Origin of the sequence: Cystobacter fuscus (assembly GCF_002305875.1) — a bacterium.
Taxonomy (GTDB): Bacteria; Myxococcota; Myxococcia; order Myxococcales; family Myxococcaceae; genus Cystobacter; species Cystobacter fuscus_A.
Map to the genome: position 1 here is coordinate 3,818,413 of NZ_CP022098.1, position 20,509 is coordinate 3,838,921.

Genomic DNA, 20,509 nt, shown 5'->3' on the forward strand with positions numbered 1-20,509 from the left:
GTCCGCCGCCCTCAGCACTCGATGATGTTCACGGCGAGCCCGCCGCGCGCGGTCTCCTTGTACTTGGTCATCATGTCCGCGCCCGTCTGGCGCATCGTCGTGATGACCTTGTCGAGGGAGACCTTGTGCTTGCCATCTCCCTGGAGCGCCAGCCGCGCGGCGTTGATGGCCTTGATGGAGCCCATGGCGTTGCGCTCGATGCAGGGCACCTGGACGAGCCCGCCGATGGGATCGCACGTGAGGCCCAGGTTGTGCTCCATGCCGATCTCCGCCGCGTTCTCCACCTGCTCGGGCGTGCCGCCCATCACCTCGGCGAGCGCCGCGGCCGCCATGGAGCACGCCACGCCGACCTCGCCCTGGCAGCCCACCTCGGCGCCGGAGATGGAGGCGTTGAGCTTGTAGAGCATGCCGATGGCTCCCGCGGTGAGCAGGAAGCGGACGGCCCCCTCGTCGTCCGCGTTCGGCACGAAGCGCCGGTAGTAGTGGAGCACCGCCGGCACGATGCCCGCCGCGCCATTGGTGGGCGCCGTCACCACGCGCCCTCCCGCCGCGTTCTCCTCGTTCACCGCGAGCGCGTAGAGGTTCACCCAGTCCATGGCCATGAGCGGATCCGCGCCGCGCATGTCCCCCTTGAGCTTGCGGTAGATGGCCGCCGCGCGGCGCTTCACCTTGAGCCCGCCCGGCAGCAGACCCTCGCGCTCGCAGCCGCGCTTGACGCACGCCTGCATGACCTCCCAGATGCGCAACAGGCCCGCGCGCACCTGGGCCTCGGAGCGCAGCGCCTTCTCGTTCTCCAGCATCAACGTGCTGATGCTCAGCCCATGCTGCTGGCAGAGCGCGAGCAGCTCCGCGCCCGTCTTGAAGGGGTAGGGCAGGCGCGCCTCGCGCACGCCCCCCGAGGGGGCAGCGGTGCCGTCGTCATTCACGACGAAGCCCCCGCCCACCGAATAGTAGGAGCGGGTGATGGACTCGCCGCGCCGGGTGAGTCCCGCGGTGAAGCGCATGCCATTGGGGTGGCGCGGCAGCGACTGCCGCTTGTGGAAGACGATGTCCTCGGAGGGCTTGAACTTCACCGGCTGCTGGCCGAGCAGCTTGAGCCGCGCGCTCTCCACCACGCCGGAGATGCGAGCGGGGACGGCGTCGCAGTCGACCTCCTCGGGGCGCTCGCCCTCCAGCCCGAGGATGACCGCGACGTCACTGCCGTGACCCTTGCCGGTGTGCCCCAGCGAGCCGAAGAGCTCCACCTTCACGGAGTCGACTCCGTCCAGGCCTCCGGCCTCCCTCGCGATGGTCTCCACGAACTGACGTGCCGCACGCATCGGTCCCACCGTGTGGGAACTCGAGGGGCCAATACCAATGCTGAACATGTCGAACACACTGAGTGACAAGGAACGCCTCCCGCCAAAGGCTGGCGAACCTATAACCCAAGCGGCCGGGGCCTGCTGCCCGGGGCTGTTCGACGCATGACGACGCACCGTGTCTGACGGAGCGCGTCACCTCGCCACGAAGTCATTCGCGAATGAAACACCTGGAGTTCCCCGCGACGGAGAACCCCAGGCGAGCGGCCGCTGAATCGAGTGACTCAGTGCCCCGAGGCCTGCGAGCCCATCATCTCCTCGGGGAGGATGGGTTCATGGATGGGCAACTGCCAGCGCTGGCCGTTGGACGGAGCGCTCTTCACCCCGCTGCCCCGCCGGGTCAGTGGGCGCACACCCCGGACCACGAGGGACACCAGCCCCAGGGTGATGGCTCCCGACACGGCATCCCGGAGGAGGCGCGGACGCAACCCGCGCAATCCCCAGAAGCTCACGGGGAGGACATAGGTGGGAATGGCAATCAGGCCCGCCAGCGAGAGCATGCGGCGGTGCCTGGGCGACAGGTTCGAGAAGGCGGAGAGATCCATGGTTCCCCACAACGTGGGCCGGGGAGGGGCTCCTGGGAAGGGGGCTCCCGGTCAGGATCCGGGTGTTCCAGGGAACGCACCTCCACCCGGTGGACGAGGGGTTGCCCGCCCGCCTGGGTGGGCGCGTCCACGAGGAGAGCCATCCAGAAAACGGATGGCTCATCGCGCCTTTCGTCTGGTGGGCTGATGGTTCGGGGCGCACCTTGCCGCCCATGGACACGCCCCTGGATGCCCCTCGCCGCACCGCCGCGCATGTGTTGATTCCCCTCGGGGCCGCGCTCAGCGTCCTGCCCTTCATGTCCGCGGGCATCGCGCTGATCGCGGGGCTCGGGGTGGCCCTGTTGCTGGGCAACCCCCACGTGGACTTCACCCGCAGGGTGACCCACCCCCTGCTGTCGCTCGCGGTGGTGGGGCTGGGCGCCGGCATGGATCTGCGCGAGGTGCTGGCGGTGGGTGCACGGGGCGCGCTCTCCACCGTGGTGAGCATCGGGGTGTGTCTGCTGCTGGGCACGTGGCTGGCGCGTGCGTTGGGTGTTCAGCGCGAGACGGGGCTGCTCATCAGCATCGGCACGGCCATCTGCGGGGGCAGCGCCATCGCCGCCGTGGTGCCCGTGCTCCGGCCCCGGGAGCAGGAGGTCTCCGTGGCGCTCGGGACGGTGTTCCTGCTCAACGCCGTGGCGCTCTTCGTCTTTCCTCCGCTGGGGCACGCCGTGGGGCTCGACGCCCATCAGTTCGGCCTGTGGAGCGCGCTGGCCATCCACGACACGAGCTCCGTGGTGGGCGCGGCCCTTCGCTATGCTCCCGAGGCCCTGGACGTGGCCGCGCCGGTGAAGCTGGCCCGGGCGCTGTGGATCGTCCCGCTCACCCTGGCGCTGGGCGCGTGGCGCAACCGCCGGGATGGCACGGCGGCCCGGGGACAGGCGCGCAAGCCCTGGTTCATCCTCGGCTTCCTCGCCATGGCGGCGCTCGTCACCTGGGTTCCCGCCCTGCGTCCCGCGGGGCACGTGCTGGCCGACATGTCCCGGCGGGCCCTCGTGCTGACGCTGTTCCTCATTGGCACCAACCTCACCCGGAGCGCCGTCCAGGCCGTGGGCGTGCGGCCCCTCGCCCAGGGCGTCCTCTTGTGGGTGTGCATGGCCAGTGCGAGCCTCGGCGCCCTCGTGCTGCACCTCATCGGGTGAGGCCGCTTCAAGGAGCGTTCAGGATCGGGGGCACGGCGCGGGCATGGCGCAGGAACCGCCCGGCGACCCCCGAGGGTGCATCCACCGGCAGCACCCACGAGAACGCCCGCTTCACCCGCAGGTCGGGGATCGGCAAGGTCCTCAGCCGGCCCGAGGCCAGCTCGTCCTGGATGCTCCAGCGCGAGAGGAAGCCCACGCCCAGGCCCGCCGCCACCGCGCCCTTGATGGCCTCGGTGCTGCCCAGTTGGAGATCCCCCGGCTGGGGCCCCCGGCGCACACCGGCCTGGCGCAGGGCCCGCTCCAGCACGGCGCGGGTGCCCGAGCCGGACTCGCGCCAGAGCAGGGGAACGTCATGGAGCTCCTTCCCGGTGCGCACGCGCATGAGCTCCGCGGGGGCCCGGGCGGAGACCACGGGGATGAGCTCGTCGTCCAGATAGTGCTCCAGGCGGATGCGGGCCGCGCGGGCATGTCCTTCCACCAGCCCCAGCGGCACCCGCTCCTCGCCCACCCAGGCCAGCACCTGCTCGGTGTTGCCCACCTCCAGCCGCACCTGCACGCCCCGGTGGACACGCAGGAACGAGGCCAGCAAGTCCGGCACCACGTAGCTGGCCAGGGTGGTGCTCGCCGCCAGCGCCAGTTCCCCCCCCACTTCCTCCTCGTCCGCCACCGCCGTCGCGGCTTCCTCCAGCAGGTGGTGCAGCCGCTGGGCGTACTCGAGCAACACCCGGCCCGCCTCGTTGGGCCGCACGCCCCGCGCGGTGCGCACCAGCAGGGGCCGGCCACACTCGCGCTCGAGCTGACGCACCTGCGCGGTGACGGCCGGCTGCGACAGGTGCAGCAGCCGCGAGGCCGCGGACACCTGCCCCATCGTGGCCACTACCCGGAAGGTCTCGAGCCGGCGGGGATCCAGACGCGTGAACAGCGGAGCCTCCCGTCCTAGCGGCCGTAGCCGCCGCTGCGCACGTCGACGAGCCGGCCATTCTCGAACACCGCCACCTGCATCAGGCGCGAGGGGCCGAAGTTGTACGTCCACTCCTCGATCGTCTTCTGCACGGTGTGTTGCTGGGTCGTGCCGCCCTGCTCGTTCCGGGTGCTCGTCTTCTCGCCCACGGTCTCCGTGTGGCTCTCCTTGGCCATCGGTTCTCCGCACCGCATCAGGACATCCGACTTGGAAGCCCCATCCGAGGCCAGTTGGTTGCCGCAGCGCAGCGTGGCCGCTTCTCCCCGGACAGGGAGCAGCACACAGGTGGAGACAGCCAGGGTCATCAAGAGGGCGCGCATGGAATGGACTCCGAGGAAAATCGTTCCCGAGGATGCGCCGGACGCCTCCGGGTGAAAAGATATTCATCATCCGCGAAGCCCCGGGAGGTCCATCCATGACGGCACGGAGCGAGGGCTTGAGGCTGATGGTGTACGACCGCACCTGCGCGGGGCGGTGGGGTCTGCCCGGGCTCACCGCCTCGTGGCGCGCGGGCAGCGTGCTGTACCGCGCCCTGGGCCGGCTCGATGACTGGCGCGGCGTCGCGAGCTGGCCCGAGGCCCTGGACTGGCTGCTCGCTCGCTCGGTGGAGCGGCGCATCGCGGAGATCCAGTACTGGGGCCATGGCACCTGGGGACGAGCCCTCGTCGATCGTGAGTCGCTGGATGTCCAGGCGCTCGCGCCGCGTCATCCGTGGCGGGCGCGGCTGGAATCGCTGCGCGAGCGGCTCGTGCCGGGGAGCGAGGCGCTCTGGTGGTTCCGCACCTGTGAGACGTTCGGCACGGCTCGGGGCCATGCCTTCGCGAAGGCGTGGACGCGCTTCTTCGGCTGCCGCGCCGCGGGACACACCTACGTCATCGGCCCCTGGCAGAGCGGCCTGCACTCCCTGGCTCCCGGCGAGGAGCCCTCGTGGCCCGTGAAGGAGGGGCTGCCCCCGGGAGCGGAAGCGAGTGCACGCACCGCGCGCAAGTCGGGCCCTCGTGAACCCAACACCATCACCTGTCTGCACGGCCAGGTTCCGCCGGGCTTCTGACAGGGTGGGGCGCGGGTCCTTGCCTGGGAGGGGCCCGCTCTGCGACGGTGCTTCGTCATGAGCACACGACCATTTCGTATCCTGGGCCTCCAGCAGGTGGCCATCGGTGGGGCCGACAAGGCGCCCCTGCGCAAGCTCTGGGTGGACCTGTTGGGGCTCGCGCCCCATGGCACCTACCGCAGCGAGCGCGAGAACGTGGATGAGGACATCGTCGTCGCGGGCGCCGGCCCCTTCCGGGTCGAGGTGGACCTGATGCAGCCGGTGGATCCCAATGGCAAGCCGCGCGTGCACGACCCCGCCCTCAACCACCTGGGCCTGTGGGTGGATGATCTGCGCGCGGCCGTGACCTGGCTGGAAGGGCAGGGCGTGCGCTTCGCCCCCGGGGGCATCCGCAAGGGCGCGGCCGGCTTCGACGTGACCTTCATCCACCCCAAGGGCAACGAGCAGTTCCCCCTCGGCGGTGAGGGCGTGCTCATCGAGCTGGTGCAGGCCCCCGTGGAAGTCATCTCCGCGTTCGACACGCTCGCCAGGGGCGCCCTGGGGCATTGAGCCTCTGCGCTGCTTCGGAGATGTCAGACGAGCCTGGCCAAGGCCTCGAGTCCCGCCGCGAAGGTTTTCCGACCGACCTGCTCGCGCAGCTTCGGCAGGTCATCCGTCTGGCACTCGAACTCGGCCCACCATTCACAGAAGGTACGGTTTCCCTCCGTCACCCGGTACAGCCGGAGGGTCGCGACATAGTCCGTGAGTGGCATGGGGGACTCGAGAATCGTGTAGGTGCAGGAGTACTCCCGGTCACTGAGGGAGACCAACTGCTCGCGAATGCGACCGCCTCCCTCGAGTCCGAAATTGCGCACGCAACCCACCACGTCGCCGCGCGCTCCCTCCTCGATCATGCTGTCCGTGATGACCGGGTGCCACGAAGGGAGACCATTGAAATTGCGTACCTTGTTCCAGACGCGCTCGATGGGTGCGTCGATGACGGTGCTGACGTAGATCCGTGCCATGTTGCTCCTCTTCTTCAACCTTGTTTCTTGATGGCCTTGAAGCGGCGCGTCTGCTCCGTGAGCGCGATCTCGGTGGGCAGCCGCTCCATGCTGGATGCGCCGTAGAACCCGTGACATGTGGAGCATTCGCGCAGGATGAAGGCGGCATCCTCGGGTGTCGCGATCGGACCACCGTGGCACAGCACGATCACATCCTCGCGCACCCGCAGCGCCGCTTCCGCCCATGCATCGATCCGGGACACGCATTCCCGAAGCGACAGGGCGGTCTCCGCGCCGATGCTCCCGCCTGTCGTGAGCCCCAGATGGCAGACGATGATGTCGGCGCCCGCCCTGGTCATGGCCACCGCCTCGTCGGCGTTGAACACGTAGGGGGTGGTCAGCAGATCGAGCGCGTGGGCCCTGGCGATCATGTCCACTTCGAGCCCATAGCTCATCCCCGTCTCCTCCAGGTTGGCCCGGAAGGTGCCGTCGATGAGGCCGACGGTCGGGAAGTTCTGCACGCCCGAGAAGCCCAGGCCGGCCAGCTTCTCGAGGAAGGGCTCCACCAGCATGAAGGGATCCGTGCCGTTGACTCCGGCCAGCACCGGCGTGTGCTTGACCACCGGCAGCACCTCGCTCGCCATCTCCACGACGATGTCATTGGCGTTGCCGTAGGCCAGCAGACCGGCCAGGGAGCCACGTCCGGCCATGCGATAGCGGCCGGAGTTGTAGATGACGATGAGATCGATACCGCCGGCCTCCTCGCATTTCGCGGACAGGCCGGTGCCAGCACCCCCTCCGACGATGGGTTCGTTGCGGGCGATCATTCCGCGGAAGCGGCCGAGGATCTGCTGGCGAGGGATACGGGGCATGTCGGGGAGGCTCCTCAGGGCACGGATGTTCCAGCTCCAGCGAGCTGTCTGAAGCCGTGAACGAGCGCTTCGGCGAAGGCCGGGTGGTTGATGTGGTAGGGCAGCCGGATGAGCCGGCGATGGGAGGTCTGGTCCACCGTGTGCTCCAGCGCGTCGAAGAGCGCGGCGTCCGCCTCGGGATCGTGGAAGGGCTGGCCCGGCGAGTCGAGCGCGGACACGCCGCCCTCGGGCAGGAAGAAGCGCACGGGACCAGGGCAGGCGTTCAGCTTGCGTCCGAGCCACTCGCCCATCTTCCGATTCTCCGCCGGCGTCGTGCGCATCAATGTGACTTGCGGGTTGTGCACGTAGAGCGTCCGGCCGCGGTATCGCTCCGGTACCGTGTCCAGCGCGCCGAAGTTCACCATGTCCAGCGCACCGCAGCTCCCGACGTAGGGAATTCCGGCTCGCGCCACGGCGTCCAACCGCTCCTCGCCAGCGCTGAAGATTCCACCCATCAACAGGTCACAAACCTCGGTGGTCGTCACGTCGAGGATTCCGACCAGCAGGTGCGAGGCGGCGAGCTTCTCCATCGCCCGCCCGCCCGTGCCGGTGGCATGGAAGACCAGGCAGTCGTAGTCGGCTTCGAGCGCTCGTGCGACCTGGGTGACGCAGGGGGTCGTCACACCGAACATGGTGAGTCCCAGCGCCGGTTTGCTGTCCCCCCGTGGGAGGTCACGCCCCACCATGCCGGCGACCGCGTGGGCCGCGTTGCCGAGGACCCGGCGTGAGATTTGATTGAGGCCGGCGACGTCGGTGACCGAGTACATCATGCACATGTCCGTCTCGCCCACGTAGGGCGCCACGTTGCCGGACGCGACCGTGGACACGAGCACCTTGGGGACTCCCACCGGCAGGGCCCGCATGCCCGGCGCGATGATGGCCGTGCCACAGGAGCCGCCGAGCCCGATCATCCCCGAGATGCCGGTACGTCCCTCCACGAAGAGGCGGAACGCCTCCGCCATGCGCAATACCGCCAGGCCCCGGTCGTTGATGCCAAGCACCGCGGACGCCCCGTCTGGGTGGTGCGCCGCCACCTCCTGCGCCGGGACATCGGCGGGAATGGTGGATGGCCGTGTGCCCACGTCCACGGTGACCGTGCGCAGGCCGGCCGCCGCGACCAGCCCGCGCACGAAGCCCAGCTCGGCCCCCTTGGTGTCATGACAACCGACGATGTAGACAGTCGCGGCGCTCCCCCTCCCGTTTCTCATGTTCGGGTCTCCCCCTCAGCGTTTCGACGAGCCTGGCCGACTACCGTAGCCTTCATTCGTCCGGCGGTCAGGGGGAAGCAGCGCACGGATTTGTTCTCCGGCAGGGGCTCCCAGCCCACGTCGGCGCCGTGCTCCTCAGGGCGTGAGGCGGCGCAGCTCCGCGCGCAATGACTCGTCAAAGCGCAGGGCCTCGGGGCAGCCCCGGGACTCGCACACGGCCAGATAGTCGTTGAAGAAGGCAAGCGGGCCGCGCGAAGAGTAGCCGCGCAGCTGCTCGGCCCCGAGCGCCTCTTCCAGGGTGCGCGCCATGTAGGCCCCCACCTGGATGAAGAGCTCGTCTCCGCGGGGCTCGTGGGCGGAGAGGATGCGCGCGCGTGCCGCGGCGGGTTCCCGGGCGATGGTGGTCCGATCCAGCAGCCGCGTCACCCGCGCGAAGGCGTCCGGGAGTTCCTCCGTCTCGGGGATCATCCCAGGTCCGTGCGCCGCCCAGTGGTGGTACGCGAGCCCATAGCCGAAGACCCGGCCCAGCCCCTCGTTCACCAGCGCGTCCACGGAGTCACGCAGGCGGGCGTTCAGCCGGTGCTCGTCCCCCTCGAGCAACCGCGCGATGAGCCCGTACGCGATGCGCTTGAGCAACGCGGCCTGTCCCTCCACGTTGCTCGTGAGCGCGAGGGCCACGTCCTCCCCGGGCAAGAGCAGCAGCAGCGTCGAGGTCTCCGGCTGTGCTCCCGAGTGGGCCACCACGTAGTGTCCCCGGAGCGGCCAGGTCGCGAAGCCCATGCCGTAGTCGGTGAGCCGCCCGTCCCGCGTGCTCATCGAGCGCTGCATCTCCCCCGTGCTCGCGCGTGACACCAGCCGGTAGTCGAGCAGCGCCTGCCCGAAGCCGAGCAGGTCCTCGATGGACGCACGGGTGCCGCCTCCCGCGAACCGGCCCGACACGTCGACCTTCTTGGAAGGCACGAGCCGCCCGTCTCGCAGTCGGTAGCCCGCCGCGTGGTGCTCGTCACGCGTGCGGCGATCATCCAGCGCCGCGTGCACCATGCCCGCGGGGCCGAAGACGTGCGCCTGGAGGTACTCGTCATAGGACTGGCCCGAGGCGGCCTCGATGGCGGCGCCCAGCAGGTTGTAGGCCCAGGTGCTGTAAAGGAAGCGGGTGCCTGGTTCGGCCTCCAGCTCATAGCCCGCCACCAGCGCCACCGCTCCGGCCGTGTCGAGCGGCCCGGTGTCCTGGCTCGGGCCGAGGCGGCCGTAGTTCGTCACCCCGCCCAGGTGCCCGAGCAGTTGCCGGGGGGTCACCGGCCAGCGCCGCTCGGGCCAGGCGGGCACCCACGTGCGGATGTCCGCATCCAGATCGAGCAGATCCCGTTCCACGAGCTGCATCACCGCCACGGCCGTGAAGGACTTGGTGAGTGACGCCATGCGCCACGTGGTCCTCGGTGTCGCCGGCAGGCCCTGGGCCAGGTTCCGCTCGCCATAGGTGCCCACCCAGCGCTGCTCACCCCGCAGCACCCCCACGGCGAGCCCCGCGTGCGGCTCCCGCTCCAGCTCCGCGCGGACGAACGCGTCGAGCGCCCTCGCCAGCTCCTCGGAGAAGGGCCTCGTGCTGGCCCAGGCCGGTACCACGGGCCGCTCGCACAGGGGCACCTGGGGGGTGGCCCCGGCAGGAAGGCCGAGTAGGAGCAACAGCAGCGGCAACGCCTTCACCGGGCGACTCCACGGGGGGACCGGATTCCGAGGGGCGCGGGTACCTGGGGCGACGTTGTCCATTCCACTTGCCCGCGATGATACCCAGCCGGGAGAGCCGGACGCTACGGACGCAGGGTTACCTGGTGGGACGGAGCCGTGTCGCCCTTGAAGCTCGCTCCCAGGCGGAGCGTCCAGACGGCACTGGGCCAGCACATGAGGAGCAGAGCGACCATCCACCATCGGGGGAGGGAGTGCGCACCTGACGGAGTATATTGAGGCGATGAACGGTATGGACGGAGTTCATCGGCTGGTTGCTCGGCGTGTGGAGAAGATGCTGGATGCACTTGCCTCCCAGGTGGCTCGTGGGCGCACGGGAGAGGAGGTGCCGACCTTCCATCTCACCTTGCATCTGGCCCAGGGAATCCGCTTGTCGGGCGTGCTGCTGGACTACCTGCCACGCGAGGCAATCCTCCTGGCGAGCACGAAGGAGGGGCTGCTGTCTCGCGGCGAGTCGGTGACGTACGTGGAGTTCTCCTCCATCGTCGCGGTGTCGGTCGACTCCCCGGCGCTTCTCAATCAGGTGCCCTTCCTGGTCCGTGCCGCGCTCGGACGGGAGGATCTGCTGCGGCACTCGGAGAAGCTGTCCAGGGGCATCTCCGAGCAGTTCTGGCCCGGAGAGGTGCAGCTCGGTGGCAAGGCGCTGAGCTTCGAAGTGGACTGGGTAGAGCTGGATACGGAGCCCGGGCGGCGCGCGCTGGAGGACGCGATGAACGCGGTGGCACACGCGCTGCGCCTCATCGGACGGGAACCCAACGGAAGGGAGCACCTGCGGCGCATCGCCCGGGTGCGCTTCGCTCGCGGGCGCTCGATGGTCGCTTCCCTGGAGGGTGATACGGGTCAGGTGTCAATCGACCCGGCCGCCCCCGCGCCTCCTGTCCAGGTCATTCGCAAGGGGCTCGGCGCGAGCCTCTGAGCTGACGGGGCGTCAGGGCTGGTCCTGGGCCACCGCCGCCTTGCCGCCTTGGTGTGCCGGCGTGGCGGGCTTCTTCGCCAGGCCCGTCGCCTTGTCGTCGTGGCCCGCGGTGGGCTTGTCGGGCAGGACCTTGGCGCCAGCGACCAGCTGCTGCTCCACCATGCGCGTCCAGAGCGAGGGCGCGCTGCCCACCAGCACATTCTCCTCCACCTTCAGCTTGCGATCGTTCTGGGCTCGGCGGAAGAGCCGCTCGGGGATCGCCGGCTGCTTGGGATCCGAGTCACTCACGGTCACCTGCTCCTGGATGGAGACGGCATCTGCCCCGAAGGTGAGTGTCGACGTCAGTTCGAACCTGCGGTGCCAGCCGTTGGGCAGCTCGAGCACCTGCTCTCGGCTGAGCGGGAACCAGGCCGCGCCCAGGCAGGCCCTGTCCTCGCCGGAGACCGCCTCCGAGAAGAAGCGCCCGTTGCGCAGGGGCAGGATGCGCGCGGCTCTCCGGCACACCTGGGGCTCCTCCTGCGTGCACGTGTCTCCCTCCGCGACCAGCACGTCCGTGCCGCCCACGTGCTCCATCCGCATCCGGACGTTCTGCGTCATGCCACGCAGCGAGCCCATCGCCCGCACCACGAAGCCCTTCGGTGTCGTCTCCACCAGCGCCACGGGGCCGAGTCCTTCCCCGTTGCTGAAGCGCCGGGTGATGACCCACACCAGGCGCTGGTTGGCCCGGGTGGTCTCCAGCATCAGATCCTCCTCGGTCAACCGCTCCTTGGGGGGCAGCGGCAAGGGCTGGGGCCCCGCCTCGCGGCACTCATCGGCCGAGGGCTCCTCCCACGCCACGGGCGCTCCCGCGCAGTCCACGGGTGGACGCGGTGCCACGCCCTTCTTCGCGTCGAAGCCGTGCAACAACAGGGTGAACCACGTATCCGGCGTGGGGAAGGAGCGCTCTCGCTGCGAGAGCTCCGCCTCGCACATCCGGGGTTTGGGAACGGTGGCGCAGCCCACCAGCGAGTACACCGCGAGGGCTGCGACCAGGATTCTGGGGTTCAATGTGTCCACGTGTCTTCCTGGGGTCGAGTACCTATGCCTCGGCGAAGCGAATATCCCAATGGCCTTCCGGAGCGAGCGCGATGCTCAACTGACGGGGGAGCGGGCCGCCAGCCAGGCGCTGGAGCAGCTCGCGTGAGAGGGCGGGCATCAGCGAGCCTTGCAGGATGTGCTCCGCGTTGCGTGCCCCGGTCTCCGCCTCGGTGCAGCGGCGCGCCAGCTCGTCGAGCAGCTCAGGCGCGAGCGTCGTCTCCACCCCGTGCGCCGCGCGCAGCCGCCCCACCACCTTGTCGAGCTTCATCGCGACGATCTCCCGCATGATGGAGGTGCTCACGGGGGCATAGGGCACGATGGTCATGCGCGCCAGCAGCGCCGGCTTGAAGTGCTTGCTCAGGGTGGGGCGCACCCGGGTGATCATCTCCTCGGGGGTAGGCGTCGCGCCCGACTCGTGCATCCGCATGAGGAGGTCCGAGCCCAGGTTGCTGGTGAGAATGATGATGGTGTTGCGGAAGTCGACGGCTCGGCCCTCGCTGTCGTTGAGCACGCCCTTGTCGAACACCTGGTAGAAGAGGTTCATCACCTCCAGGTCGGCTTTCTCGCACTCGTCCAGGAGCACGACCGAGTAGGGCCGCTGCCGCACGGCTTCCGTCAGGAGACCTCCCTCCCCGTACCCCACGTAGCCCGGCGGTGAGCCGATGAGGCGCGAGACGGTGTGCTTCTCCTGGAACTCGCTCATGTTGAGCGTGGTCATGAACCGCTCGCCGCCGTAGAGGCTGTCGGCCAGCGCGAGCGCCGTCTCCGTCTTGCCCACGCCACTGGGGCCCACGAAGAGCATCACCCCGATGGGGGCGTCCGGGTTGCGGATGCCCGCCTGGGAGATCTGGATGATCTCCGCCACCTTGCGCAGGGCGGGCTCCTGCCCGCGTACGCGCTCGGTCAGCTTCGTTTCGAGCTTCAGCACCGCCGAGAGCAGATCGCTGCGCATCTTGCCCACGGGGATGCCCGTCCAGCCCGCCACGACGCGCGCCACGATGTCCGCGTCCACCTCCGCGTGCACCAGGGGCTCCTCTCCGCGCGCATGGGCCAGCGCCGCCGAGGCCTCCTCCACCCGGGCCTTGAGGGGCACCTGGTCCGCGTCGGGAGGAGCGGAGAGCAGGGCCTGGCGCGCGGCCATCAGCGTGGCGACTGCGGTCCGCTCCGTCTCCCACCGGGACTGGAGCGAGGCGCGCTGGTCGCGCACGGCGCTCAGCTTCTCCTCCAGCTTCGCCACCATTCCCGCGTCGCCCGGGTGCCCCTCGGCGAGGTCCCTGCGCCGGGCGTCGCGCTCGCGCTCCAGGGCGGAGATCTCCTGCTCGAGTGCCACCAGCTCGTCGGGCTTGGTGGACAGCTCGATCTTCACGCGCGCGGCCGCCGTGTCGAGCAGGTCCACCGCCTTGTCCGGCAGCTGGCGGCCCGAGATGTAGCGGCTGGACAGCCGCACCGCGGCGGAGACGGCCTCGTCCCGGATGGTGATGCCGTGCGCCGCCTCGTAGGTGGGCCGCAGGCCTCTCATCATCAGCTCGGCCTCCTCGATGCCCGGCTCGTCCACCTTGACGGGCTGGAAGCGCCGCTCGAGGGCGGCGTCCTTCTCGAAGTACTTCTTGTATTCGCCCCAGGTGGTCGCGGCGATGGTGCGCAGCTCGCCCCGCGCGAGCGCGGGCTTGAGCAGGTTGGCGCCGTCGCTGCCGCCCGCTCCCGCCCCGGAGCCGATGAGTGTGTGGGCCTCGTCGATGAAGAGGATGATGGGCGTGGGGGAGGCCTTCACCTCGGAGATGACGGACTTGAGGCGGTTCTCGAACTCGCCCCTCACGCCCGCGCCCGCCTGCAACAGGCCCAGGTCGAGCCCCAGCAGCTCCACGTTCTTGAGCGCGTCGGGCACCTCGCCCTTCACGATGGCCCAGGCGAGCCCCTCCACCAGGGCCGTCTTTCCCACACCGGGCTCGCCCACCAGGATGGGGTTGTTCTTCCGGCGCCGCGAGAGGATGTCGACCATCTGGCGGATCTCCCGATGCCGGCCGAAGATGGGATCGATCTTCCCCTCACGCACCCGGCCCGTGAAGGACGTGGCGAAGCGGCGCAGGGCCTCGCCGCCCGCCGCGCCCGGAGTGGCCGTGTCGGGTGCTCCCGCCGCGGTGGGCTCGGGCGCCGCTTCCAGCGTCTCCGGCGAGGGCTTGAGCACCACGTCCAGGGCGGCCATCAGCTCGTCGCGGGGGATGGCGTCCAGCTCCGGGAAGAGCTCGGCGGTGTAGCGGCCGTGGCGGGCCACGAACTGGGCGAAGAGCACCCCGGAGCGCAGGCGTACCGCCCCCTGCTCGACGGAGGCCATCAACCAGGCATCCTCGAACCACTGGAAGAGGGATTCGGAGAAGACGGGCCGGCCGGCGTTGCCGGAGCGCAGGCCCTGCAGGGCCCGCTCCACGCTGGCGGCCAGACGGAGGCGGTCCACCTGGAAGTGGTGCAACAGGCGGGCGACATCCGAGTCCTCGGGCTCGAGCAGCTGCGCGAGCATGTGCTCGACCACGATTTCATAGAAGCGCCCACTGCTGGCGCGCGCGACCGCCGCCTCCAGCGTGCGGGTGGCCGTGGGCGTGAGACGGCGGACGAGGGCTTTCGGTTCGACTCGGATGGCGGCACCCTCCAACGGGGGACGGCAGGAAATCTACCGGGAGCGCCAACGCCGTCGGTTGCCGGCGCCTCCGGACGTCACGCTTCAAGTGACGGGAATCGAGAGGCGCACCTGTCGGCCCTTGCCCAACCACGTGTCCCGCCCCAACTGCGCCGACTGCGTGCTCGAGAGCTTGAACGTCTGGGTGACGCTCTCCGTGAGCCCCAGCTCGAACTCGTACTCGAGGGGATCCATCAGGAACAGTCGCACCACTTCCCGCGCCTGGGGCAGCAGGTCCCCCCCGGGCAGCATCCGCCGGTACACGGTGGTGGGGAGCGGCTCGATGTGGATCTTGATCTTCCCCATCCGATCATAGGCCTTGCCGCCCAGCACGGTGTTCTTCCCGAGGATGTTGTAGTTGCGGCCCAGCTGCAGCCGGGCATCGATGTCCACCCAGCGGCCCACGAACTGCTCCACCCGTACCCGCGCGCCTGCCAGATCTTCGCCGAGCACGTCCTCCAGTGCCGCCTCCAGCTTCTCGGCGGTACGCGCGCGCGAGGCCAGCAGCGGCACGATGCGCAGCAGCCGCCGCGTGGGCAGCTTGCTCGTGCGCTCTCCCTCGTACGTGTCGAAGCCGGCGAGCGCCAGCAGCCGCCGGGACCACTGGTCGGTGTGGTCGGCGTTGGACTCGCTGCTGACGCGGTACTTGGACTCGATGCGGTAGAGCAGGGACAGCAGCCGGTGATGGAAGAGGTCCAGGAACTCCCGGCGCACGGCGTGGTCCGGATCCTCCTGGGCCACCTCCTCGGCGATGTACATCGGCAGCGGGCTCACCGAGCCCGTGAGCCCGAGGAAGCGGGTGACGACTTCGAACAGGGGACGCCGTGAGAAGGCATCCTCCGCGCGCACGGGCACCTGGCGCAGCGTCACCGCGCTGACATCCCCCGAGGAGAAGCCCAGCGAGGGATCATGCCGGAAGCGGATCATCTCCTCGTTGACCGGGCCCACGCTCCCAACGCGGGCCGTCCCAGAGGCCGTCAGGCGCTCCAGGTAGGCCACGAGCTGGAAGAAGCCCAGCTGCGGCGCCAGCTCGGCCAGCTTGCGGGCTGGCTCTACAAAAGCGTCAGGGAGCCGTTCCTCGGGAGCCATGAGAACTCGGTCTGCGAAGGCTGGAGCCGGATGGCCAGCTCGTTGAAGGAGTTGAGCGTGACGTGGGAGGCGAGCAGCTCATCGAGGATGCATCCAAAGAGGAAGGCATCTCCCACGCCCATGAAGTTCGTCTCGTCCATATCCACCTGGGAGCGATTGCCGCGCAGGGGCACGCCCTCGAAGAAGCGCGTGAGAGGTCGGGTCTCCACGGTGCGGATGGCATTGATGCGCAGGCGGCTGGCGCGGGCGGCGAGGTTGTCCGCGAGCGCCTGGAAGTTGTACAGGTCCAGCAGGCGCCGCAGTGCGGCGGCATCCGCGATGGAGTGCTGGTTGATGGCCAGGTGCGAGAGCAGCCGCCAGTGCAGCTCGGTGCCCAGCGGTGCGCGCGCCGGCCGGCTCACCGGAGAGATATTCTTGAACTTCGCGTTGGTGGGCGAAGCCGACGTGGGCAGGCAGATGTCCCCTACCTGCAGCCGCGCGGGCAGCGTCCGATTGGTGCAGGTGAGATCGATGGACAGCACCTCCTCGGCCCCGAGCGTGGGCGCCACGTCCCGCGGGGTCTCCAGGGTGAGATAGGTGTCGATGCCATCATCCACGGGCGAGTGGATGCGCCGCAGCCGGTAGAAGGCCGGCTCGGCGCCCTCGCTCGTGGTGTGCTCGAACTCATGGAAGGGCCGGTAGGTGCGGCGCTCGCTCCGCCCGGCAGTCAGCCCCGTGACCGAGTCCACGGAGTACACCTCCGCATGCGTGGGAGGCAGCTCCGAGGCTCGGACCAGGTGCTCACGGCCCAGGGCATGGTGGAAGAGGGGATCCGCGGGGGCCCGGAAGAGGTTGATGACCGGGGCGCAGTGCAGGCGGAACATCTCCCGGGTGATGCGTGCGTCCAGAGGGGGCGGCCGCTCCAGGTGGAAGGCGATCTCGAAGCGCTCCTCCATCACCGTCGAGGCCGCCTCCAGGCCCCGCACCTCGAAGAAGAGGAACTTCTCCGGCAGGGTGAAGTACTCCTGGAGCAGCCGGTAACCCTCGAAGGCCCGGGGCCAGGGCAGCAAGGGGAAGTCACGCTCGAGCCCCACGGGGCGGATGCACTTGGGCTGGAGCACCACGCCCTCTCCACCGGAGGCACCGCGCACCCTCACCTGACGGCAGTAGCGCAGCAGCCACAGCAGGATGAGCGCGCTCGCGGACAGCTCCCCGTGGATGAAGAGGCGCAGTCCCTGGGGCCGCCGCAGCTCCTCGAGCCCCTGCTCCGTCGTCTGGAAGAAGAGGCGCAACACCGGCGAGGACACCGACGAGCGGTCCAACAGGGCGTCCTGCACGGTGAGCGGAAGCAGATCCACGTCGCTCATGGTGCGGAAGACGCAGCTGGTGCCGTCGAGCGGCTGCGCGGCCACCTCGGCGCCCGCGGCGATGCGGGACCTGCCACGCAGGGCGCGAATCTGGGGGGTGAACTCCACAATGGAGCAGGCGGGCACCGGACGCAGGTAGTGCGGCAGCAGCAGCTCCGTCAGGCCCTGCACCATCTCGGGGACATCGTCGTCTACCCGCTCCCGGATGCGCGCGGTGAGGAAGGCGAAGCCCTCCAGCAGCCGCTCCACGTCGGGATCCGCGCCGCGCTCCACCAGGAGGCCGGCGACGCTCGGGTTGGCCAGGCCAAAGGCCCGTCCCATCTCCCGGAGATAGCTCAGCTCGCTCAGGTAGTATTTGCTGAACATCCTCGCCCTTTCACCAGAGGTCCACGCGGCCGCCGGGGTACAGCTCGGTGTGGAAGCGGACGGTGCCGCGCGCGTCCTTGACGTTGAGCTGAGCGACGATGTCGAAGCGCAGGGCGGTGGGGTGGTTCTCGTCCGACACCTGCATGACGACGACGTTCTTCAGCCGCGGCTCGAACTCCTGGATGGCCGTGCGGATGGACTGCTGCATCCTCGGGATGGCCGCCGGGAAGAGATGGATGATGTCGTTGAAGTCCATGATCCCGAAATTCGGAGAGGCGGGTGACTCCCCCTTCCGGGTATTGAGCAGGGCGCGCAGGTGCTCGGCGATGGCTCCCACCGGGTTGCCCCGGGGCGCGAGCGAGCCCTGGCCGCTGGCGGCCAGTCGTGTCAGGAGTCCTCGTTCGGCCATGGCGGATGGGCCCTGCTTCGGAGCGCCCGGGAGTCCTCCGGACGCTCCGAAGGCAAGACAGACTAGCGCTGGGTATCCCAGGTGTCGGTGTGCGTCACGCCACCGTTGGTGATGGTCCAGTCGATGGTGTGGAACACGAAGGTGACGTCCTCCATCGGCGGCAGGTTGGTGCTGGTGGGCACGAAGCTGTCCGGCACGTGCTGCTTGATGCTGTTGATGCGGCCCTTCTTGATGGCGATGGTGTAGAACTGCTCGGTCGTGCCGTCTCCCGTCGGGTTGGGGCGGAAGAACTTGAACTGGGCCTCGATGACCTGGTTCTCGCACAGGGCCTTCATCATCAGCGGCGACGACTTGTCGATGCGCTTGGTGATGGTGATGGGCGGGTACTGACGGCGGCCCGTCGCCAGACCGGAGCCGGACTCACGCGCGGTGATGACCTCGTGCGTGAAGGCGATGCACTCGATGGAGTCCTGGCGGCCCAGGCTCGTCTGCGTGCTCTCGCCCTTGATGTCCGTGCCATTCGCCTTCAGGTACAGGTGTACTGATTCAGCCATGATTCACCTCGTCGTTTGCGCCATGTCTGGCGCGGAAAGCCGGGCCCTTGGGAGGCCCGGCGGTGACGGAGCCCGCGATCGACGTCACTTCGCTCACGGGTGTGACGGGCTCACTCCTTGTCCAACTTGCCCACCAGGGACAGCGTGAAGGCCGCGCCCATGTACTTGAAGTGCGGACGCACCTGGAGGTTGCAGCGGTACCAGCCTGGCTGGCCCTCCACGTCCTCCACGGACACGCGCGCGGCGCGCAACGGACGGCGCGAGCGCACGGCGGGCGCCGGATCGTCCATGTCGGCGATGTACTGGCTCATCCACTGGTTGAGTTCGCGCTCCAGGTCCGAGCGCTCCTTCCAGCTGCCAATCTGCTCGCGCTGGAGCACCTTCACGTAGTGCGCCAGCCGCGTCATGATGAACATGTACGGCAGTTGCGTGCCGAGCCGGTAGTTGGTCTCCGCCGCCTTGCCCTCCGGCGTGCTGCCGAAGAACTTGGGCTTCTGCACCGAGTTGGCCGAGAAGAACGCCGCGTTGTCCGCGTCCTTGCGGAACACCAGGCCGATGAAGCCCTCCTCGCTCAGCTCGTACTCGCGCCGCTCGGTGAGCATCACCTCGGTGGGCACCTTGGTCTGGATCTCCCCCATGGCCTCGTACTGGTGCAGCGGCATCATCTCCACCGCGCCCCCGGACTGCGGGCCGATGATGTTCGGGCTCCAGCGGTACTTGGCGAACGAGTCCGCCACGCGGCTGGCGAACGCCGTGGAGGCGTGGCCCCACAGGTAGCGGTCGTGGTGGCCGATGACGTCCTCGGTGAAGTTGAAGGCCTTCACGGGAATCGTCTTCTCGCCGTAGGGCAGGCGCAGCAGGAAGCGCGGCATGCACAGGCCCACGTAGCGCGCGTCCTCGCTCTCGCGGAACGAGTGCCACCGGGCGTACTGCGGGCCCTCGAACAGGGACTTGAGATCCTTGAGGTTGGGCAGGTTGAGGTAGTCCTGCTCGCCGAACATCTCCGGGCTGGCGTTGGCGATGAAGGGCGCGTGCGCCATGGCCGCCACGGACGCGCACTTGCGCAGCAGATCGATGTCCTGCGGACCCGGGCCGAAGTCGTAGTTGCCCAGCATCATGCCGTACGGCTTGCCACCGAACACGCCGTACTCGTTGGAGTAGGCGAGCCGGTACAGGCCGGACTTCACCACCTCGGGCGAGTCCTCGAAGTCCTTGAGCAGGTCTTCCTTGGAGACATTGAGCATCTCCACGCGGATGTTCTCGCGGAAGTCCACCCGGTCCACCAGGAACTTCAGCGAGCGCCACGAGGACTCCAGCTTCTGGATTTCCTGGTGGTGCATGATCTCGTTGACCTGGGACGTCAGGCGCCGGTCGATCTCCGCGATCATCGCGTCGACCAGGGCCTTGTCCACACGCTCCTCGGCGCGGTGGGGCGCCAGCATTTCGGAGATGAAGGCCTCCACGCCCTGGCGCGCGATGCTGTAGCCCTCGTCCTTGGGCTTGATCTTCGCCTCGGAGAGGATTTCATCGAGCAGGGAGGGAGACTGCAGGGCAGCCGCGGGGGTCGCCGACTTCTGGGAAACGATCTCGGTGCTCATGGTTCACGCTCTCTGCTGGGACTACTTGGTCTGGTTCTCGCCGCCGTCCACCTTCAGGCCGAGTTCGTCGATGAGGCGCTTGCGGCCCTCGTCGTCGGCGAGCATCGCCTGGAGCTTCTTGCGGAACGCCGGCACGTTGCCCAGGGGTCCCTTGAGCGCGGTGAGCGCGCTGCGCAGCTCCAGCAGCTTGCGCAGCTCCGGCACCTGATTGACGATGCTCTCGGGCGCGAAGTCCGCCAGGTTCTTGAACTGGAGATCCACGGAGATCGAGGCGCCTTCCTCGTTGGACAGCTTGTCCGTGACGGACGCGTTCACCTTGAGGTCCTGCTGCGCCATGACCTCGTTGAAGTTCATCTTGTCCACGTTGATGGGCGCGCGCTCCTCCAACGGGCGGTCATCCGGCCGGCCGGTGAAGTCACCCATCATCAGCATCTTCAGGGGGAGCTCGACCTGCTCCTGCATGTTCCCCGTGGCGGGCTTGTAGACGATGTTGACGCGCTCGGTAGGGGCGACGGAACTCTCTTTGCTCATCTGGGACTATC

General features: G+C 69.0%; 20 protein-coding genes. 4 read left to right on the forward strand and 16 right to left on the reverse strand.

From position 1 onward, the window contains the following. Positions 1 to 11 precede the first annotated feature (11 nt). Positions 12 to 1,388 (reverse strand): L-serine ammonia-lyase, encoded by a 1,377-nt coding sequence (locus CYFUS_RS15735; protein WP_095985968.1) that lies wholly within the window; start codon positions 1,386 to 1,388, stop codon positions 12 to 14. Positions 1,389 to 1,582: 194 nt separating this feature from the next. Further along, complete coding sequence (locus tag CYFUS_RS15740; protein ID WP_095985969.1) at positions 1,583 to 1,903, reverse strand: hypothetical protein; 321 nt, start codon at positions 1,901 to 1,903, stop codon at positions 1,583 to 1,585. A 62-nt stretch (positions 1,904 to 1,965) separates the two neighbouring features. Between CYFUS_RS15740 and CYFUS_RS15745 the strand changes: the two genes are divergently transcribed. Then, the gene (locus CYFUS_RS15745) at positions 1,966 to 3,084 is read left to right on the forward strand and encodes a YeiH family protein (RefSeq protein ID WP_232537587.1); all 1,119 of its coding nucleotides are present in this window, start codon (positions 1,966 to 1,968) and stop codon (positions 3,082 to 3,084) included. A gap of 7 nt (positions 3,085 to 3,091) precedes the next feature. On the opposite strand, the gene CYFUS_RS15750 is transcribed toward CYFUS_RS15745, so the two are convergent. Continuing rightward, positions 3,092 to 4,006, reverse strand: a complete 915-nt coding sequence (locus tag CYFUS_RS15750) for a LysR family transcriptional regulator (RefSeq protein ID WP_095992033.1) — start codon at positions 4,004 to 4,006, stop codon at positions 3,092 to 3,094. Positions 4,007 to 4,020: 14 nt separating this feature from the next. Next, positions 4,021 to 4,365: a DUF2845 domain-containing protein gene (locus tag CYFUS_RS15755; protein WP_095985970.1), complete on the reverse strand. Its 345-nt coding sequence runs from the start codon at positions 4,363 to 4,365 to the stop codon at positions 4,021 to 4,023. 95 nt (positions 4,366 to 4,460) lie between these two features. On the opposite strand from CYFUS_RS15755, the gene CYFUS_RS15760 reads away from it, so the two are divergent. Together CYFUS_RS15760 and CYFUS_RS15765 are read left to right on the forward strand one after the other, a co-directional pair. Further along, positions 4,461 to 5,096 carry a hypothetical protein gene (locus tag CYFUS_RS15760; protein ID WP_232537589.1) on the forward strand — a complete coding sequence of 212 codons (636 nt, stop codon included), beginning with the start codon at positions 4,461 to 4,463 and terminating at the stop codon, positions 5,094 to 5,096. Between the two features lie 57 nt (positions 5,097 to 5,153). After that, positions 5,154 to 5,645 carry a VOC family protein gene (locus CYFUS_RS15765; RefSeq protein WP_095985971.1) on the forward strand — a complete coding sequence of 164 codons (492 nt, stop codon included), beginning with the start codon at positions 5,154 to 5,156 and terminating at the stop codon, positions 5,643 to 5,645. A 23-nt stretch (positions 5,646 to 5,668) separates the two neighbouring features. On the opposite strand, the gene CYFUS_RS15770 is transcribed toward CYFUS_RS15765, so the two are convergent. From CYFUS_RS15770 to CYFUS_RS15785, 4 genes are all read right to left on the reverse strand, one after another. Further along, on the reverse strand, positions 5,669 to 6,100 hold the full coding sequence (locus CYFUS_RS15770) for an SRPBCC family protein (protein WP_095992035.1): 432 nt from the start codon (positions 6,098 to 6,100) through the stop codon (positions 5,669 to 5,671). Positions 6,101 to 6,114: 14 nt separating this feature from the next. Continuing rightward, positions 6,115 to 6,951 carry a phosphoenolpyruvate hydrolase family protein gene (locus CYFUS_RS15775; RefSeq protein WP_095985972.1) on the reverse strand — a complete coding sequence of 279 codons (837 nt, stop codon included), beginning with the start codon at positions 6,949 to 6,951 and terminating at the stop codon, positions 6,115 to 6,117. A 14-nt stretch (positions 6,952 to 6,965) separates the two neighbouring features. Further along, entirely contained in the window at positions 6,966 to 8,198 is a 1,233-nt protein-coding gene (locus CYFUS_RS15780) for a Tm-1-like ATP-binding domain-containing protein (protein ID WP_095985973.1), read from the reverse strand. 135 nt (positions 8,199 to 8,333) lie between these two features. Beyond that, on the reverse strand, positions 8,334 to 9,902 hold the full coding sequence (locus tag CYFUS_RS15785; protein WP_095985974.1) for a serine hydrolase domain-containing protein: 1,569 nt from the start codon (positions 9,900 to 9,902) through the stop codon (positions 8,334 to 8,336). A 313-nt stretch (positions 9,903 to 10,215) separates the two neighbouring features. On the opposite strand from CYFUS_RS15785, the gene CYFUS_RS15790 reads away from it, so the two are divergent. Continuing rightward, positions 10,216 to 10,857, forward strand: a complete 642-nt coding sequence (locus tag CYFUS_RS15790; RefSeq protein WP_095985975.1) for a hypothetical protein — start codon at positions 10,216 to 10,218, stop codon at positions 10,855 to 10,857. A gap of 12 nt (positions 10,858 to 10,869) precedes the next feature. Here CYFUS_RS15790 and CYFUS_RS15795 read toward each other — a convergent pair whose 3' ends face one another. The 8 genes from CYFUS_RS15795 to tssB all read right to left on the reverse strand — a co-directional run bounded on the left by CYFUS_RS15795 (position 10,870) and on the right by tssB (position 20,498). After that, a complete protein-coding gene (locus CYFUS_RS15795) occupies positions 10,870 to 11,913 on the reverse strand; it encodes a hypothetical protein (protein WP_157758464.1) in 1,044 nt (347 codons plus the stop codon). Positions 11,914 to 11,935: 22 nt separating this feature from the next. Beyond that, positions 11,936 to 14,581, reverse strand: coding sequence for a type VI secretion system ATPase TssH (tssH, locus tag CYFUS_RS15800; protein ID WP_095985977.1), 2,646 nt, complete (start codon positions 14,579 to 14,581; stop codon positions 11,936 to 11,938). Positions 14,582 to 14,650: 69 nt separating this feature from the next. Next, positions 14,651 to 15,694 (reverse strand): type VI secretion system baseplate subunit TssG, encoded by a 1,044-nt coding sequence (tssG, locus tag CYFUS_RS15805; protein ID WP_095985978.1) that lies wholly within the window; start codon positions 15,692 to 15,694, stop codon positions 14,651 to 14,653. Further along, positions 15,658 to 17,406 carry a type VI secretion system baseplate subunit TssF gene (tssF, locus tag CYFUS_RS15810; RefSeq protein WP_095985979.1) on the reverse strand — a complete coding sequence of 583 codons (1,749 nt, stop codon included), beginning with the start codon at positions 17,404 to 17,406 and terminating at the stop codon, positions 15,658 to 15,660. Before tssF ends, tssG begins: the two co-directional genes overlap by 37 nt. 10 nt (positions 17,407 to 17,416) lie before the next feature. Next, positions 17,417 to 17,815, reverse strand: coding sequence for a type VI secretion system baseplate subunit TssE (gene tssE / locus CYFUS_RS15815; protein ID WP_095985980.1), 399 nt, complete (start codon positions 17,813 to 17,815; stop codon positions 17,417 to 17,419). 62 nt (positions 17,816 to 17,877) lie between these two features. After that, on the reverse strand, positions 17,878 to 18,369 hold the full coding sequence (gene tssD / locus CYFUS_RS15820) for a type VI secretion system tube protein TssD (protein ID WP_095985981.1): 492 nt from the start codon (positions 18,367 to 18,369) through the stop codon (positions 17,878 to 17,880). Between the two features lie 110 nt (positions 18,370 to 18,479). Then, positions 18,480 to 19,967 carry a type VI secretion system contractile sheath large subunit gene (gene tssC / locus CYFUS_RS15825; RefSeq protein WP_095985982.1) on the reverse strand — a complete coding sequence of 496 codons (1,488 nt, stop codon included), beginning with the start codon at positions 19,965 to 19,967 and terminating at the stop codon, positions 18,480 to 18,482. A gap of 21 nt (positions 19,968 to 19,988) precedes the next feature. Then, the gene (gene tssB / locus CYFUS_RS15830; RefSeq protein ID WP_095985983.1) at positions 19,989 to 20,498 is read right to left on the reverse strand and encodes a type VI secretion system contractile sheath small subunit; all 510 of its coding nucleotides are present in this window, start codon (positions 20,496 to 20,498) and stop codon (positions 19,989 to 19,991) included. Positions 20,499 to 20,509: the final 11 nt, after the last annotated feature.

Coding starts and splice junctions, on each gene's coding strand:
- CYFUS_RS15740 (WP_095985969.1), bottom strand. CDS start 1,903: ATGGATCTCTCCGCCTTCTCGAACCTGTCGCCCAGGCACCGCCGCATG.
- CYFUS_RS15755 (WP_095985970.1), bottom strand. CDS start 4,365: ATGCGCGCCCTCTTGATGACCCTGGCTGTCTCCACCTGTGTGCTGCTC.
- CYFUS_RS15760 (WP_232537589.1), top strand. CDS start 4,461: ATGACGGCACGGAGCGAGGGCTTGAGGCTGATGGTGTACGACCGCACC.
- CYFUS_RS15765 (WP_095985971.1), top strand. CDS start 5,154: ATGAGCACACGACCATTTCGTATCCTGGGCCTCCAGCAGGTGGCCATC.
- CYFUS_RS15770 (WP_095992035.1), bottom strand. CDS start 6,100: ATGGCACGGATCTACGTCAGCACCGTCATCGACGCACCCATCGAGCGC.
- CYFUS_RS15775 (WP_095985972.1), bottom strand. CDS start 6,951: ATGCCCCGTATCCCTCGCCAGCAGATCCTCGGCCGCTTCCGCGGAATG.
- CYFUS_RS15780 (WP_095985973.1), bottom strand. CDS start 8,198: ATGAGAAACGGGAGGGGGAGCGCCGCGACTGTCTACATCGTCGGTTGT.
- CYFUS_RS15790 (WP_095985975.1), top strand. CDS start 10,216: ATGCTGGATGCACTTGCCTCCCAGGTGGCTCGTGGGCGCACGGGAGAG.
- tssG (WP_095985978.1), bottom strand. CDS start 15,694: ATGGCTCCCGAGGAACGGCTCCCTGACGCTTTTGTAGAGCCAGCCCGC.
- tssF (WP_095985979.1), bottom strand. CDS start 17,406: ATGTTCAGCAAATACTACCTGAGCGAGCTGAGCTATCTCCGGGAGATG.
- tssE (WP_095985980.1), bottom strand. CDS start 17,815: ATGGCCGAACGAGGACTCCTGACACGACTGGCCGCCAGCGGCCAGGGC.
- tssD (WP_095985981.1), bottom strand. CDS start 18,369: ATGGCTGAATCAGTACACCTGTACCTGAAGGCGAATGGCACGGACATC.
- tssC (WP_095985982.1), bottom strand. CDS start 19,967: ATGAGCACCGAGATCGTTTCCCAGAAGTCGGCGACCCCCGCGGCTGCC.
- tssB (WP_095985983.1), bottom strand. CDS start 20,498: ATGAGCAAAGAGAGTTCCGTCGCCCCTACCGAGCGCGTCAACATCGTC.